Source organism: Hymenobacter segetis, assembly GCF_038448715.1.
Lineage (GTDB): Bacteria > Bacteroidota > Bacteroidia > Cytophagales > Hymenobacteraceae > Hymenobacter > Hymenobacter segetis.
Genome location: NZ_JBCEVZ010000036.1, coordinates 1 through 16,421 on the forward strand (window position 1 = coordinate 1; position 16,421 = coordinate 16,421).

Consider the following 16,421-nt stretch of genomic DNA (forward strand, 5'->3'; position numbering starts at 1 on the left):
GTGCAGGCCAGCTGCGGCTGCACTACCCCGGACTGGACCAAAACCCCAGTGCTGCCCGGCAAGATGGGCGTCATCAAGGCCATGTACAGCAGCGCCGGCCGCCCCGGCGTGTTCAACAAAACGGTGACCGTGACCAGCAATGCCACCGAGGCCAGCAAGGTCCTCAGCATCAAAGGCACGGTGCTCACCAAAGACCAGATTAAGCCCACGCTCACGCCGGCCCAGTTGGCCGCCTCGCCGCATCTGGTGCTGGACCGCAGTGCCCACGATTTCGGCAAAATGGAGGCCGGCCAGCAGCCCACCGCCCGCTTCACGGTGAAGAACACCGGCAAAACTGAGCTCGTGCTTGGCGCGCTGTCGTCGGGCTGCTACTGCGTGGGCTATAAGAACAACCCCGCCCCCATCGCGCCCGGCCAGAGCGAAGTGGTGGAACTGCTCTACAGCCAGCGCCAGCTCGGGCAAGTGAGCGACGCCGTGACCATCAGCTCCAACGACGTGAGCGGCGACGCCAAAATCACGCTCAAGGCCAACATCGTGCGCGACCTCAGCGGCAACAGCATGGTGAAGGAAAGCGGCACGGCAGTTCCGTTTAAGTAAGGACTGGTTTCCAGATAGCCTATAAACGGGCTCCGACAGCCGACCAGCACAATACAGTGCTGGCCGGCTGTCGGAGCCCGTTGCTATTTCAGGGATGTTGGTCCAACTGCTTCAAACTGGATAGCAAGAGCCTTTCGTGCTTTTACCTGGACTGCCGCAGGCGGGCTCTTTTTAATAGATTTAATATATTATAATGTATATTTATATGTTTTATTTCGTTAAGCGCCATGGCTTTCTTTGCACCTGTTGGGCGGCGAAGCCGCTTTCTCACAGCCCCTGGTTGGCTGAAATACGTGCTTGGCGGGTTGCTACTGCTGCTCATTGTGGTGGGTGTGGCTCCGGCCCCAACCAAGAAGCGCCTGCGTACTAAAAACGTCATTATTGTCGTCATCGACGGTCCGCGCTACTCCGAGACGTGGGGCAATATTCCGGGCAACATTCCTAATATGTCAGGCAGCCTCAAGTCCCGGGGCGTGTTTTTTCCCGCTTTTTATAACAAGGGGTACACTTATACCAACTCCGGGCACACGGCCCTGACCACGGGCATCAACCAGCCCATTGATAACTACGACAAGGAATTTCCGCAGCAGCCCTCCATCTTTCAGCTGTGGCGCAAGGCCACGGGCAAGCCTGCCACGGCCGCCTGGCTTATCACCAGCAAGGACAAGCTGTACATTCTGGCCAATACACTCAACCCCGAGTGGAAGGACCAGTACCCGCCTTCCATCGACTGCGGCATCAGCGGCCCGGGCACCGGCTACCGAGCTGATTCTCTAACCTTAATAGCCGTTAAGCGCATTCTAACGCAGTACCAGCCCAACCTGGTGCTCATCAATTTTATGGAGCCCGACGGCTACGCCCACGCTGGCAACTGGCCCAACTACATTCGGGGCATCAACCGCGATGACCGGTATGTGGAGCAGCTCTATGAGTTTCTGCAGAAGAACAAAGCCTACCGCAACAACACGGCGCTGTTCGTGACCAACGACCATGGCCGCCACCTCGACACCGTGCCCCCCGGCTGGACCGAGCACGGCGATGGCTGCGAGGGCTGCCGCCACATCAGCCTGCTGGCACTGGGGCCGGATTTCAGAAAAGGCCGCACTGTGAAGGATACCTGCACCCTGGTCGACGTGCCGTCCACTGTGGCTTATATGATGGGTATTCCCTTCGCCCAGGGCCAGGGCAAGTCGATTGATGCGCTTTTTAAGCGTTGATAATCTAGCCGTTTGACCTGTTTCAGGTTGAGCCGTATTTGCTCCGGTTGATTGCATCGCCAGGCCGGTTGACTTTAAAGGGCCGCCTCACGTTGGCCCGCTGCCGTGATGATTTCGCTGCTGTTGGTTCTGGTTTGTTACGGCCTGCTGCTGGGGCAGCCGGCGTTGGCACCGGCTGGATGGCCGGCACAGGGGCAGGCCTACGCCGGCGATAATCCCTTCTTTACCAGCGAAGAAATCGTCGAGCTCACGCTCTCGCTGCCGCTGGAGCAGGTTCTGAAAGACCGCGGCGCTAGTCCCAGTATCCACCCGGCCCTCATCACCTACCGCGATGCCAAGGCCACCCTGCAAACGCTGGCCGTGCAGGTGCAGGTGCGCGGCAATCGGCGCAAAGACCCCAACGTGTGCGACTTCCCGCCGCTGCTGGTAAAGTTTCCACCGCCCAACGGGCACACCGCCCTATTCGGGCCCGTAGCCGAGCTGAAACTGACCACCCACTGCCTCTCCGACGAATACACCCTGCGGGAATACCTCGTGTATAAGCTCTACAACGCTCTGACGGACTTCAGCTACCGGGTCAGGCTATGTCGCATCACCTACCGCGACGACAGCGGCCGGGGCAGCACATCGGTGCACTACGGCTTCTTTTTGGAAAATACCGAGGCGATGGCGCGGCGCAACCAGGCCAAGGTGGTGCCGAAGCCCTTGTTCATCGGCATGGACAACCTGGACCAACCGGCCACGGCCACGATGGTCATGTTCCAATACATGATTGGCAACACGGATTGGTCGGTGCCCTACCGGCACAATATCCGCCTGCTGGCCCGCAGCCTGAGTACCCCGCCAATACCGGTGACCTTCGATTTCGATTACAGCGGATTGGTGAATGCCCCCTACGCCGTGCCGCCGGAGCAGCTCGGCATCACGTCGGTGCGGCAGCGACTGTATCGGGGCTACGACTTCCCGCCGGAGACGTATGCCGCCATTCGCGACCTTTTCAATGCCCGGCGCACCGCGCTCTACAACGTGTACCTGGCCTGCCCCTACCTCAGCCGCAATGAGCAGGAATTTGCCACCCACTATTTAGATGGGTTCTATAAAGTCCTCAACGATTCCAAAGACTTTGAGCGCCAAATCGTGCGAGTGGGGCGGCAAAACGAACGAAAATACACCCATATCAGGGGCTTCGACTGACTGGAAGCCCTGCCAATTTGGCGGGGCTTTTTTTGGAGCGATTTTGGATTGATGTTGGTACATTAATTTTATTAATTACCCTCTTCATCATGGCAAACGAAACCAGCAGCGCCGCTTCTGAAGCCAGCGCCCCCTACGTAGTGCCGGCGCAAACGCGCATCGGCCACATCCATTTGCAGGTCACTGACATCGACAAAGCTCTGGGCTTTTACCGCGACATTCTGGGCTTCCAGGTGGTGCAGCGCTTTGGCAATCAGGTGGCGTTTATTTCGGCCGGCGGCTACCATCACCACATCGGGCTCAATACTTGGAACAGCTTGGGCGGCCCACCCGCCCGCAAGCAGGGCGCGGGGCTGTACCACACGGCCATTCTCTACGCCACGCGGGCCGAACTGGCCGGCGCGCTTAAGCAATTGGTAAAAGCCAATTACCCCATCACCGGCTCGGCCGACCACGGCGTGTCAGAAGCCATTTACCTCGACGACCCCGATGGCAACGGGGTGGAGCTGTACTGGGACCGGCCGCGCGAGCAGTGGCCCATGACGGCCAACGGCGAAGTGCAGATGTACACCCGCGCCCTCGACCTGAACGCGCTGCTGGCGGAAGCATAAGCTGAACCAAATCTTGGCGTACCGGGTAGTACCCCCGCGCCCTATCTTTGCGGCTCGAAAGCTCACCTCCCCCACTCCATCACTTCCCCCCATTCGCTCATGATTATTGGCGTTCCTAAGGAGATTAAAAACAATGAAAACCGCGTGGGCCTCACGCCCGCCGGCGTAGCCGAATTGCGCAAGCATGGCCACAACGTGCTGGTGCAACACACCGCCGGCGAAGGCTCGGGCTTCTCGGACGAGGAGTACCAGACCGCCGGCGCGACCATCCTGCCCACCATTGCCGACGTGTACGGGCAGGCCGAGATGATTATCAAAGTGAAGGAGCCGATTGCCGAGGAGTATCCGCTCATCAAGGAAAACCAACTGCTGTTCACGTACTTCCACTTCGCCAGCGGCGAGGAGCTGACCCACGCCATGATTGAGCGCAAGGCCATCTGCCTGGCTTATGAGACGGTAGAGCTCAGCAACCGCGCCCTGCCCCTGCTCATCCCGATGAGCGAAGTGGCCGGCCGCATGGCCCCGCAGGAAGGTGCCAAGTACCTGGAGAAACCCCTGAAAGGCCGTGGCATTCTGCTCGGCGGCGTACCCGGTGTGAAGCCCGCGAACGTGCTCGTACTGGGCGGCGGCGTGGTAGGCACCCAGGCTGCGAAAGTGGCCGCCGGTCTCGGCGCACAGGTTACCATCATGGATATCAGCCTGAACCGTCTGCGCGAGCTCGACGACTTCATGCCTAAGAACGTGGTGACGCAGTACTCGAACGAGTACAACATCCGCGAAGCCATCAAAACCTCGGACCTGATTGTGGGCGCGGTGCTGATTCCCGGCGCGAAGGCCCCGCACCTCATCACCCGCGACATGCTGAAGACCATGCGTCCCGGAACCGTGGTAGTGGATGTGGCTGTGGACCAGGGTGGTTGCATCGAAACCTGCCACCCCACCACCCACGAAAACCCGACTTTCATCATCGACGACGTGGTGCATTACTGCGTGGCCAATATGCCCGGCGCGGTGCCCTACACCTCGACCCTGGCCCTGACCAACGCCACCCTGCCCTACGCCGTGAAACTAGCCAACCAGGGCTGGCAGGAAGCCTGCCGCCGCGACGAGGCCCTGCGCCTCGGCCTGAACGTGGTGCACGGCGAGGTAGTCTACAAAGGCGTAGCCGAAGCCTGGGGCCTGCCCTTGGTGAACGTGGAAACCGTGCTGGAACTGGCTGCGGTATAGGCAACTGCAACGGGGCCTGTCATTGCGAGTGGTGCGCAGCGCAACGCGGCAATCCGTCCCTCAAAGCACTAAGCCCTGAGATGTGAAAAGCCCCGACGCCTGCAACGGCGTCGGGGCTTTTCGCTACTATGTGTGAATTAAAAACATTTGTGAATCCTTGTCACGAAAATTGGCTGGTTGCGCTTTGAGGACGGATTACCGCGTTCCGCTGCGCTCCACTCGCAATGACAACATAATTTAAATGCTTCCCTCCCCTGCTATCCGCCTGCTGCTGCGTCGCTTTGCGCTGCTGCTGGCCGTTTATACGCTGCTTCGCCTGGGTTTTTACTGCCTTAATCTGGTCACGTTCCGGGGCATTGCGCCGGGGGCGGTGGCGCAGGCATTCGTACACGGGCTGCGGTTCGATATTGCCGCGCTGCTGTGGCTGAATTTGCCGCTGGTGCTGCTGTCGCTGCTGGTGCCGGTGGAGGCACAGCGCGGGCAGCAGTGGCTGCGCGCGCTTTTTGTGCTGCTGAACGTGCCAGGGTTCCTGCTCAATATCATTGATTGGGAATACTTTAAGTTCATCGGGCGGCGGCTGAGCAACGAGTGGAGCACCATCGGCCATGACATTGCCCAGCAGGCTGGCCAGATTGGCCTGCACTACTGGTACCTGGCCATTCCGCTGGCAGGGCTGGTGTATGTGCTGTGGCGGCTGTGCCCCATGCCCACGCTAACTGAGCAGGTTGCTTCGGCCGGCCGCTGGGGTTGGGTGCAGCGCACCGCGGAGTTTATGCTGGTGGTGGGCCTGGTGGTGCTGGGCCTGCGTGGCGGCTGGCAGCTCAAGCCGCTGCGCACCGGCATTGCCTTCGAGCAGCAGCCCGCCGTGCTCGGCCACCTGGCGTTGAACAGTACGTTCACGGTGCTGAAATCCTTCGATGAAGTGCAGATTGACCGGGTGGGGTATTTTCCGACTGCTACGGCGTTGCGGCCGGCTATGAGCGCCGCCTTGCTGCCCGCCCGAGCCGCCGCGCCCTCCCCGCCCGACAACGTGGTGGTACTGCTGATGGAAAGCTTCGGCTCGGAATACAACGGCGTGGAAAACGGCGGCCAGGGCAGCTTCACGCCGTTTTTCGATTCACTGGCCGTCGCCCCCGGGGCGCGGCTCATGCGCGAGAATTATGCCAACGGCCGCCGCTCCATCGAGGCGCTGCCGGCCGTGCTGTCCGGTCTGCCTTCGCTGATGGATGAGCCGTTTATCACCTCCAGCTTCCAGACCGCGGAGCTGCACGGGCTGGGCGAAATTCTGGGCCGCCACGGCTACAACACGGCCATGTACCACGCCGGCTCCAACGGCACCATGGGCTTCGATATGTTCGCCGGCATTGCCGGAATGCAGCACTACTACGGCCTGAATGAGTACCCCGGCGGGGCCGCCAGCCCCGACTATGACGGCCATTGGGGCATTTTCGACGAGCCTTATCTGCAATACTTCAACCGCCAGCTCACGGCCACCAAACAGCCGTTTATGGCCACGTTGTTCACGCTCAGCGCGCACGAGCCATTCTCACTGCCGAAGCAGTACCAAGGCAAATTCCCGGTGGGCACGCAGCCCATTCATCCCACCATTGCCTACGCGGACATGGCGTTGCGGCGCTTTTTCGCGGCGGCCAGCCGGGAGCCGTGGTACGCGCACACGCTGTTCGTGCTCACGGCCGACCATACGTCGCAATCAGACCGTGCCGGCTACCAAAACCCGCTGGGCGTGCACAAAACGCCGCTGCTGTTTTTCCGCCCCGGCCAGCCGCTGCCGGCCGCCAACCCGCACCGCATCAGCGAGCAGGTCGATGTACCTGCTTCTGTACTTGATGTGCTGGGCCTGGCGCAGGAGCAGCCAGCGCTGCTGCCCTTCGGCTCTTCGGTGTTTGATGCAGCCAGCCCGGGCCGCGCCATATTCCGCGACGGCGACTCGTATTACCTCGTGCATTCCGATTTCGTAGCCGAGCTGACCAATAAGAACGAAGTGCACCTTTACCCCTACCAGACCCATTTCATTCCCAATGAGCCCGTCGCCAAGCCCGACCCGGCATTGGTGAAAAAATACGGCGATGAGTTGCGCGCCTGCGTGCAGTTCTACGTGAATGGGCTGCTGGACAACCGGCTGTATAAGTAACAGCCGCGCATTGCTTGGTAAATTCGGTTTTTCGCTTTTATAATTCACAACGCCATGGGCAGGCCTTTGTAAAAGTCGACGAGTCTGGAGCGCAAAATCAACTCATATTTTGCTCTGAATAGATTAGTTTGTGCGCTTAGATAAACTGTTTTAGTTTGGTTAAGCTCGAATACGGAGATGGTACCGAATTCGTATTTTAAATTATCGGCTTCGTAGCTTTTACGAGCAAACTCTTCGGCTTTTTGGGCGGCATTCCAGCTTTGGCTGGCGGCCTCGGCATCGTACACGGCTTGTTGCACAACCTTGGTTAAGCGGTTGCGCTCAATGTCGGTATCAAGCATGCCCTGCTGGTAGCGCAGACGGCTTTGCCGGATAAGCAGATTATTGCGAAAGCTATTAAATAGCGGGATTGATAATACCAGCCCCGTCCCGTAGTACATATTGTTATTTATCTGGTTGCTGAAATTGTATTCCAGATTGGTATTGCTATAATCGGAGCCCAGGGAGCCGGTTAGTTGCAGGGACGGGTATTTATCAGCCCGGGCCACGGCAATCTGGTGGTAGAGCCGGGCCGCATTATGCCGCTTCGCCACCAGGGCCGGCTGGGTTTCGACGGCCTGCGCTACTTCCTCCCGGGCGGGTGTTTGGAAGTCGATATTTGATAGCGTATTGCCCGATAATGGGCTAATAACGATGTCTTCTGTGGGCTGCGCGTTGATGAGCTGCCGCAGGTCCAGGTACGCCAGGCTTAGCTCGTTTTGGCTGGTAACTACATTTAACTGCTCGGTGGCCTGCTGCGACTGCAGCTTAAACAATGCGCTGGCCGGCACCCGGCCCGCACTGAGCTTGAGCCGGGTCAGGCTCACCAGATGCTCGCTTAATTTGACTTGCTGCTGCTGGCTTTTAATTAATTCCAGCAAATAATTAATGCGAATATAGACCAGCGCGACATCGACCATTATTTCGTTTTTAATGGCCTGCGTCTGATTAGTATTTTGCTCAACCTCCTGCTTGGCCGACTTAATGGCATTAGCCGTTTTGAACCCCTGAAATAGATAAACCGATGAATAGGCGGTGCCGCTCACCGAATTATATTGGCTATTAATGAAATTATTGGTGAGCGGGTCGATGCTGCGTCCTACTGAATTGCTATTGCGCACCTGCCCGTTGAGCGTAGGCAATATGTCAGCTTTTTTCAGTTTGAGCTGCACGGTGGCGGCTTCCCAGTCGAGCAGCGCCCGCTTGAGCTGCAAATTCTGCTGAAAGGCCCGCTCTACACAATCGGCATATGCCAGCACGGTCTGACCATGGCCGGGCCGGGCAATAATCAGGAGCAGCAAAAGCAGCGAGAAAGCGGCCCGATGATTAGGTTTCATTGTAGTTGTCAAGTTTGTCAAACAACTTTTTTACGGCGTACCGCAGCAAGGTATACTTGGCGGTAATTATCTCGCCTTTAAGTTTATATCCAGCTTTCAGCGGAAAGCGGGGCCGGCCGGTGAGTTGGACGATGGTGTAAAAATGGTCTTCCACATTGGCCGGGGAAATGAAGGAGACGCGGCCGTGAATGGCGCCATACTGGTAATAGTAATAGGCGTTGATTTTCAGGTTTACGGCCTGGCCGGTGCGCACGAAGGCCATCTCGCGCTCGGGCAGTATCACCTTGGCGTAGAACTGTTCCTGCTGCGGGGCGATGACGGCCAGGGGCTGATTGCGGTCCAGCAGCTCGGTTTTTTGCCGGTCGTTGTAGAGGTTGATGATGTGGCCGGCCACGGGGGCCCGCACAATGAGCTGGTTGGCAACATCGCCTAACACCACGGCCGTGTTGCGGGCGCTGGCCAGTTGGGAGCGCAGGTCCAGCAGTTCGCGCTGCTTGCTTTGCTCGTCCTGTTGCAGCGTGTTCAGGTCAATGTTGAGGCTGGCAACCTGCTGCCGGAAATTCTGGAGCAGCGTGGTCTGGTAGGCGCGTTTCTGCTCGTAGGTGGCGCGGGTTTCGGAGGCTTCTTTGCGTTTGAGCAGGCTGCGGCTTTTCGATTCTGAGGCTTCCACGCGGGAAAGGGCGTGGCGGGCATACAGAATTGAATCGGACCGGTACTGGTCCCGGGTCATGGCGTTTTGCTGCCGGGCATAGCCAGTGGCGGCGGCCAGGGTGTGCAGTTCCCGCTGGTTCTGCTGGAGGTCGGCGGCATAAATCTGATGAAACAGGGTGCGCTGCTGCTCAATGGCCGCGCGGCGCTCGCGGGTGTAGGCCAGCATGCGCTCGGCCACCGCAATTTTGTTCTCGATGAGCCCCACCTCCTGCCGCGTGGTGGCGTAGTCATATTGCACCTTCTTGTTTTCCAGTACGAAAAGCGTGTCGCCTTGCCGCACGTTGTCGCCTTCGCGCACCAGCACTTTCACAACGTGCACATCGGTGGGCGTCCGAATAACCGACTGCGGATTGCGGGAGTAAATCTCGCCTTCCTTAAAGTCGATGGTTTCGTTAATGTGCATGAAAATCAGCAGGCCAATGGAGATGACCAGAAAGCCAACCAGCAGGCCGCCAAACACCTGGATGAGCCGGGTGGCCATGTTAGGCCGGTACGACAAGGGTTCCATTTTCGAGGGAAAAATGCTTGGTGAACTGGATGTAATCGATGTTCTCGTGCGAAATCACAATCAGGATTTTGCTAGTGAACTCGTTGAGCAGGTATTCAATCTGCTTGCGCGAGGCCGCGTCAATTCCGGAAAGCACTTCGTCGAGAATCACCACATCGGCGGCCGAAAACAGCGCGCGCAGCAGCAGTATCTTTTTGCGCTGGCCGGTGGATAGGTTGCGGCCGTTTTCATTGATGAGAAAGCCCAGGGCTTCCTCTTTTGAGGCGATGAACTCGTAGAGGCCAATTTTGCGGGCCATGTGCAGGATGCGCTCCGGCGACACGTCGCGGCCGAAAGCAATGTTGAATTCGATGGTGTCGTTGAATAAAATGTCCTCGTTGGTCACCAGCACCAGCTTGTCCTTCACTTTTTCGGTGGCGTAGAAGCGGCTGTCAATGTCGTTGAGCAGCATGCGGCCGGCGGCGGGCTCGTAGAGGCCGGTCAGGACCTTGCTCAGGGTGGTTTTGCCGGAGCCGTTCCGGCCTTCGATGCGGATTTTGTCCCCGCTCACCGCCTCAAACGAGAGGTTGTGCAGCACCAGCTGCTGCGGGTTGTAGCCAAAGCCCAGCTCGCACATTGCCAGGCTGTTTACCGAAAAATCCTCGATGCCCCGGGCCGCAGAGGTAGCCGCTGGCGCTTCCTCAAAATCGAGATAGCGGCGCAGAACCACCTCGTTTTCCTGCAGCTCCAGGTTTTCGGACAGGATGCCGCGCAACGACGAGAACACCCGCTCCGAGAGAGCAATGAAGGTGATGATTTGGCCCAGCGAAATGGCGTTGTTGAGGATGGCCTTTTTGGTGAGCACCACAATTATCAGCAGCGAGGCCAGCATGGTGATTATGGACACCACGGCCACGTTCACCAGGTCGACGTACTTGTTGCTTATCTGCACTTTAAGCAGCTGATTCACGATTTGCAGCAGCTTGCGCGAGTAGGTTTCCTCGATGCGGAACGACTTGAGCACCTGAATGCCGTCGAGCTTCTCAATCATTCGGGTGAAGAATTCGGACTTGCGCAGGAAGCGCAGCCGCTCGTTGCGCCGCAGCGTGGGCGTGACCAGCCGGAACCAGCCGTAAAAGGCCACCATCACCACGCAGATAACCAGGGTCAGCTTCGCATCGATGTAGAACAGAATGCCCAGCGAGTAGACCGACACGAAGACATCGACCAGAATGCTGGTGAAAAAGCGCAGGAAAAACCCCTTCAGCTTGAAGGCGTCGCTCATGCGCTCGGTCAGGTCGCCGCGCTTGAAAGATTGGATATAGGGCAACGAATACTGGTTCAGCTTTTCATCGAACCGCGTTAAGAAGTACTTATCCAGAATGTTGCCCATGTGAATGCCCACGAAGGACACATTGAGCCGGGTAGCCAGGTCGAAGAGTTTGAATACGCCCAGGCCAATGGCAAACACCACCAGCGTATTGAGCTGGTAGGACGGCAGCACGTAGTCAATCAGCACCTGGTTGATAAACACCGACAGCTGGGCCGTCATGGCCGAAAACAGGGCCGCGAAAATGTAGATGTACCAGATTTTGCGGTACTGGCCCAGCTCCTTCAGCAGGGTGAGGTAAGGGCTGGGTTCCGGCTGCGCGCCGGCGGGGCGGGTGGCCGGAGCCTTAGGGGCTATCTGGTCCGGCTTGGGGGGTAGCGGGGCCACGGTGAGCACCAGCGGGGCCTGCAGCATCATCTGGGTTTCGCTGTTTTTCAGGGCCCGGAAGTGCTTGGGCAGGGCCCCGGCTTCCTGGTTGAACAGCAGGTCGTGCAGGAAATTCTGCTCGGCCTCTTTGTCCTTCAGCCCAAAATTCTCCTTCAAATAAGAGAAGTAGCTGAGCTTGTTGAACAGCGTGCTGGCGTTGTTAGTGGTGAGCGCCTGCTCAATTCTCACGTCGTAGGGCAACAGCTCCTGGTTGCAGAGCACCATGAGCTTCTGCTCCATCTGCACCAGGTTCCAGTAGCTTTTGCTGAAGTACGCCATGTGCTTCAGCTCGGGCAACGTCACGTAGTATTCGTTAGCTTTAGCGGGGTCCAGCACCCGCAGCTTGGCCCCTCTTATTTTATCCACCACCACGTAGTGCAGCCCGTTTTCGTGCACGATGGGCATGATAAACGGAATCAGCTCCTGCCAGCCGGCCGGATTCGATTGCAGGTGGTTGATGTCGAGAATCCGCAGCAGGGCCGAGAACTCGTGCTGCTGCAGGAAATTCTGCAGGTCGGTCAGGCTTGAGCCCTGCTCATCCAGAAAGATATTCTGCTGGATGTACTTGCGGCTCACGTCCTGGTCGAAGATATTGAAGATGGTCTTCACCGCGCTGATGCCGCAATCGTTGTTTTTCAACTGACAGTCTACCATGGCGTTTCGAGAAAAATGGTGAAGATTCCGCCGCTGAATGCGGCATTCCGGCAGGCGCGGGCCGCTAGGGCGTTACTGCCAGGGCCGGCATTTCCACGGCGAGGGCCTGCTGCCAGGCGGCCAGCAGCTCCTGGCCGCTGGCATAGCGCGCCTGGGGGTCCTTTTGGAGCGCGTGCAACAGCACTTGCTCGTGCGGCACGGAGGGACTGAAATGCAGGCTAAAATCATAGGTCGCAATCGAGGCGGCCCGCTCTAGCCAAGTTTCGCCCGCAAAGGGCAGCTCCTTGTGGTAGAGCTTGAAAATAACGAGGGCAATCTGGTACACTTCGGCGCGGAAATCGGCCGCCTGCTTACTGAACTTATAGTTGTGCTGCTTAATGCGTTCCGGGGCCATGTAGGTGGGCACGCCGCCCCGACAGATGAGCTGCTCGCGCTCGGAAATGCCCACGCGGTACGCATAGCCAAAATCAATCATGGTTACCCGGTCGGCATCCACCACAAAATTGCGGGCATGGATGTCGCCGTGCACAATGCCGTGGCCATGCAGATGGGCCAGTGCCGACAAAATTTGCGTGGCCAGTTCCGTAGCGGTGGCCTCGCAGATGTTGACATTGCGGGCGGCCTCGGACAAGGATGCGCCCGGCAGATATTCCAGCACCGCGTAGTGGTACGGCTCGGTGTGGTAGGCATGCAGCAGGCAGATGCCAGGGTGCGCCGGCAGGGCGCGCATAATGTCGAACTCCTGCTGAAACTGCTCAAAGTCATCATCCAGGTGGGTATCGGGGCGGATGCTCTCCGGCTTGTGGGAAAACAGCTTCAGCACCACCGGCTGGCCGGTTTCGCCGTCGGTGGCCCGGTACACCTGCACGTCGTCGTGCAACGACAGCAATTCGGTAATCAGGTATTGGCCAAGCTGCGCGCCTGGCTCATAAAGCGCCGCTCGGGGCACCAGGTCTGCCTCCCCTTCCCTGCGCACCACGTCGAGGCGGTGCAGGTCTTTGAGAAACTTAGCCACCAACGGCTCAACCACCGCCGCGCTGGCCCCGGTTATGAGGGCCTGCAATCCGGTGGTCAGCTCCGGGGCCGTTTTGGGGGCATCCAGCAGGCCGATGAACGTGGCAATCGTCCGGTTAATTTTATACTCGTTTTTGAGGGTTTCGATGTAGAACTCATCTTCGTGCTCGCGCACGCTCACCCCTTGCGAAAGGTAAAATCTTTGAGCTTTCATAGGCGCAGAGGCTTGAAGTATGATTGCAGAAAAGGCGGTACAGGCGGGCGTGGGGCCAGAATCAATTGCGGCGCTTACCGCGACCCGGTAAGTAGGAAAAATCAAGAGCTGGAAAAACAGAATAAGTCCCGCTTTTCCAGCTCTTATTTTTCGCTAGTGCAATCCAATACAGTTACTGCCTCATATCAGATTGCGACACGCCGGCTTAGCGACGACGACGGCTGCTGCGACGACGACGGCTGCTGCTGCGGCGGGTGCTGCTGCTGCTGCTGCTGCGGCTGTAGTGGCGACGACGGCCACCACCAACGATTAACTCAACTTGCTGCATTTGCAGCTCGGACACGAGGTTATCTAGAGTAAGCATGACAGTAAAGGTTAGAATGTGGGAGAGATTTTGGGCAGCTGCTTATACAAATTTATATATACAAATTTATATTGTTAATAAGTCATCAAGTGATAATAATTACATTTTTTTCTAAAGCTGATGTGTACACACAGTCTAGATATGGCATATCTCCCTGTTTTACTACTTATAATTCAACTTTATAGTCGAGCAAATATTTATTATTTCATATAATCCTGGCATTGCAATTGCTTGCCTAATTTTAGACTATTCCGATACAGACCAGGTTCCCGCTATCAACTATCCGGTAAGTCAGCGACTTGCTTTTGCCAGTGCTTGAGGCATAATTCGCGGCGCTGAGCAAATAGAGCACAACCGTAAAAGCTATTGGGTCTGCTCGCCGGATTTCTGGCCGGTCCCAGCAAAAGCGCAAGCGTATGCGGAAATCAGGGTTACTGCCTGGAGTAGTTTTGGCCCTGCTGGCTGCTGGTGCATTTCATCAAGGGCCCATCTGCACCTAACCCTAACAAACCACCAACCATATAATCACCTTCATACTAATTACTTATATCCGAATCGAACCCGAATTTGCTTTCCCGCGTTAGAGGCAACTCAATTGCAGCGTTCTAAAACGACGCAGGCACTTTGTTTCACTAACCTATCGGTCCTATGAAAAAGCAACCCCTCGTTCTCGCCTTGTTCCTCGCCGTTTGTGGTTTCTCGGCCAACGCCCAAAGCAGCACCAGCACTACTACCACGCGCCAAACGACGGTGACGCCCGCCCCGGCCACGTACCCTACGGCTACGCCCGCGCCTGCGACTTCCACCACTACGGAATCGACCACGACCACCACTGACCCGGCTTCTACTACGGTAATTCAGGCAGCCCCCGCCCAAACTGCCATTCCCGCCGATACCAAGGTGAAGGATAAGCGCAACAAGACGAAAATAAAGCCGAAAAGATAGGGCCTTCTGCCCATCGTTTTCCATTTAAAAAGCCCGGTCGCAAGCAATTGCGGCCGGGCTTTTTGCATTACTGATTATCGGCGTGAAATGGCCTCAGTGGGCGGGAGAAGCTCCATGTGGGGCCTTGCCAATGATTGATTATTACCGGCGCAGCAGTTTGAGGTGTGCCTGGGCGTGCGCGCTGGTTAGGTGCAGCATGTAGACGCCGCTGGCCTGCATCTGGCGGGAGAAATCGAGCCGAAGGGTGGTGGCCCCGTTCAGAGCCGGGAGGGTCCCGCTGCTCACTTTCGCCCCGAGCGCCGACACCAATGTGTAGGAAACCTCGCCCTGCAAAGCCTCGGGCAACAGCAGGCTTACCTGGCCGTCCGACGGGTTGGGGTATGCATTCACCAACGCCGTCAACTCCGTATTGCCTGCGGTTTTGCGGGCCACGGGGGCCGGGCTGCCAGCGGAAGACGCGGCGGCGATGCGCGCCGCGCCATCAATCACATCAAAGGTGATGGTGTGCGGGGTGCCCGCGGTGCCGTCGGCCGCGTAGGACGTGGCGGTGAGGACATAGCTACCGGCCGCAGGGGTCCAGTCGGTATAGTCGCCCGCGCCGTTGTCGCCGAACAGCGCATATGGGACCAGAAATTCGGTCTGGCTCCAGGTCTGGGTGCCTCCAAGCTCAAACTCGACCCGGCCCACTGTAGCGGGATTGGTGTTGGCCCGGATGTTCAGATTGCGAGTGGGAAGCGTGGCCAGATTCAGCGTGGCCCCGTCTGTGAGGGCCATAAACTCGAAGCCGGTATTGGCGTTGACCAAGGTGTAGGTGATATGGCCGGGCGTAGTAGGCTCATTGATTACAGAGAAGGCGATTTCCAGCGGGGTGCCCGCGCAACCGGTGGCGGAGTACGGCTGGGCCGACAAGGACTCGTAGCGCCCCAGGGCCAGGGTATGGCCGAAGTAGTCGCCAGCGGCATTGTCGCCGAACAGCGTGTACGGGGCATAGAGCTCGGTCTGGCTCTGGCTGGTAGGCCCATGGAGGCTGAACACGACACTGCTGATACTACGGGCCGAGGTGGTATTGGCCCTCACGCTCAGGTTTTGCGTGGGCAGCGTGGCCAAATTGAGCACCATCCCGTTGGTGAGGGGCATAATGTCGGTATCGGTATCCGCATCGACCAGGGTGAAGCTGGTGACGGCTTGTTTGGCCCGTTTGATAACGATGGTCAGCGGAGCCGAGGTGCAGCCGTTCACCGTGAGCGTGAGGCTATAAGTGCCCGGCGGCAGATACGAGAACAGAAAAGAGTTTCCTCCGGACGGTTTGGGCGCATTCGGCGTGAGCTGGGCCGTGGCCCCCGCCGGCGGGTTCAGCACCTGAATAAAACCGGTGGTGGTGGTGCAGTTGGGCTGCGTTACCCTGACGTTGGCCAGCGTGAGCACCGGCGGCGCAGGAGCCGGATTGATGACGACGGTGTATGGCGCGGAAGTGCAGCCATTCACCGTCAGGGTCAGGCTATAGGTGCCCGGCACCAGGTACGAGAACAGGTAGGCATTGCCTCCAGACGGTTTGGGCGCGTTCGGCGTGAGTTGGGCCACGCTGTTAAACGGCGCATTCAGCACCTGAATAAACCCGGTAGGGATAGTGCAGGTAGGTTGCGTGACCGTGACGTTGGCGCTCGAAAGGACAGGCGGCGATGGGCAGGTGGTGGCCGTGGCGCTGGTGCCAGCGCTGGCCGCTGTGCCCAAGGGCATTACACGACCGAAACTCACCGTTGAAAATAATAAGACGGAGGCCAGCACCGCCAGCACCAGCCGTTGCCAACCGGCGGTGGGTTTCTGGTTTCGTTCGCAATTTATTGGCTCATACTTGCCGGGTGATACTACGCTGCCCCAGGGGGTTCCGGGGGCACTGGCACG

13 protein-coding genes are annotated in these 16,421 nt (G+C 58.1%); 7 read left to right on the plus strand and 6 right to left on the minus strand.

Annotated features, from left to right (window positions below):
• The 6 genes from AAFH49_RS14330 to AAFH49_RS14355 all read left to right on the plus strand — a co-directional run.
• The coding region (locus AAFH49_RS14330) for a DUF1573 domain-containing protein (RefSeq protein WP_342299184.1) at positions 1-597 on the plus strand (597 nt) is incomplete at its 5' end.
• A gap of 227 nt (positions 598-824) precedes the next feature.
• A complete protein-coding gene (locus AAFH49_RS14335) occupies positions 825-1,814 on the plus strand; it encodes a sulfatase-like hydrolase/transferase (protein ID WP_342299187.1) in 990 nt (329 codons plus the stop codon).
• A gap of 105 nt (positions 1,815-1,919) precedes the next feature.
• The gene (locus AAFH49_RS14340) at positions 1,920-3,008 is read left to right on the plus strand and encodes a hypothetical protein (RefSeq protein WP_342299189.1); all 1,089 of its coding nucleotides are present in this window, start codon (positions 1,920-1,922) and stop codon (positions 3,006-3,008) included.
• An 89-nt stretch (positions 3,009-3,097) separates the two neighbouring features.
• Positions 3,098-3,619, plus strand: a complete 522-nt coding sequence (locus AAFH49_RS14345; protein WP_342299190.1) for a VOC family protein — start codon at positions 3,098-3,100, stop codon at positions 3,617-3,619.
• 99 nt (positions 3,620-3,718) lie between these two features.
• On the plus strand, positions 3,719-4,846 hold the full coding sequence (ald, locus tag AAFH49_RS14350) for an alanine dehydrogenase (RefSeq protein ID WP_342299191.1): 1,128 nt from the start codon (positions 3,719-3,721) through the stop codon (positions 4,844-4,846).
• Between the two features lie 241 nt (positions 4,847-5,087).
• Complete coding sequence (locus tag AAFH49_RS14355; RefSeq protein WP_342299192.1) at positions 5,088-6,998, plus strand: LTA synthase family protein; 1,911 nt, start codon at positions 5,088-5,090, stop codon at positions 6,996-6,998.
• 44 nt (positions 6,999-7,042) lie between these two features.
• On the opposite strand, the gene AAFH49_RS14360 is transcribed toward AAFH49_RS14355, so the two are convergent.
• The 5 genes from AAFH49_RS14360 to AAFH49_RS14380 all read right to left on the minus strand — a co-directional run bounded on the left by AAFH49_RS14360 (position 7,043) and on the right by AAFH49_RS14380 (position 13,574).
• The gene (locus AAFH49_RS14360; RefSeq protein WP_342299194.1) at positions 7,043-8,374 is read right to left on the minus strand and encodes a TolC family protein; all 1,332 of its coding nucleotides are present in this window, start codon (positions 8,372-8,374) and stop codon (positions 7,043-7,045) included.
• Positions 8,364-9,593: an HlyD family secretion protein gene (locus AAFH49_RS14365; RefSeq protein WP_342299196.1), complete on the minus strand. Its 1,230-nt coding sequence runs from the start codon at positions 9,591-9,593 to the stop codon at positions 8,364-8,366. The genes AAFH49_RS14360 and AAFH49_RS14365 overlap by 11 nt, the downstream gene beginning before the upstream one ends.
• Positions 9,568-11,982 (minus strand): ABC transporter transmembrane domain-containing protein, encoded by a 2,415-nt coding sequence (locus AAFH49_RS14370; RefSeq protein ID WP_342299198.1) that lies wholly within the window; start codon positions 11,980-11,982, stop codon positions 9,568-9,570. Before AAFH49_RS14370 ends, AAFH49_RS14365 begins: the two co-directional genes overlap by 26 nt.
• 64 nt (positions 11,983-12,046) lie before the next feature.
• Entirely contained in the window at positions 12,047-13,210 is a 1,164-nt protein-coding gene (locus AAFH49_RS14375) for a serine/threonine-protein kinase (RefSeq protein ID WP_342299199.1), read from the minus strand.
• A gap of 205 nt (positions 13,211-13,415) precedes the next feature.
• Positions 13,416-13,574, minus strand: coding sequence for a hypothetical protein (locus tag AAFH49_RS14380; protein ID WP_342299201.1), 159 nt, complete (start codon positions 13,572-13,574; stop codon positions 13,416-13,418).
• Between the two features lie 648 nt (positions 13,575-14,222).
• Here AAFH49_RS14380 and AAFH49_RS14385 point away from each other — a divergent pair.
• Positions 14,223-14,519 (plus strand): hypothetical protein, encoded by a 297-nt coding sequence (locus AAFH49_RS14385; protein ID WP_342299203.1) that lies wholly within the window; start codon positions 14,223-14,225, stop codon positions 14,517-14,519.
• A gap of 141 nt (positions 14,520-14,660) precedes the next feature.
• On the opposite strand, the gene AAFH49_RS14390 is transcribed toward AAFH49_RS14385, so the two are convergent.
• Positions 14,661-16,256: a T9SS type A sorting domain-containing protein gene (locus tag AAFH49_RS14390; protein WP_342299205.1), complete on the minus strand. Its 1,596-nt coding sequence runs from the start codon at positions 16,254-16,256 to the stop codon at positions 14,661-14,663.
• Between the last annotated feature and the right edge of the window lie 165 nt (positions 16,257-16,421).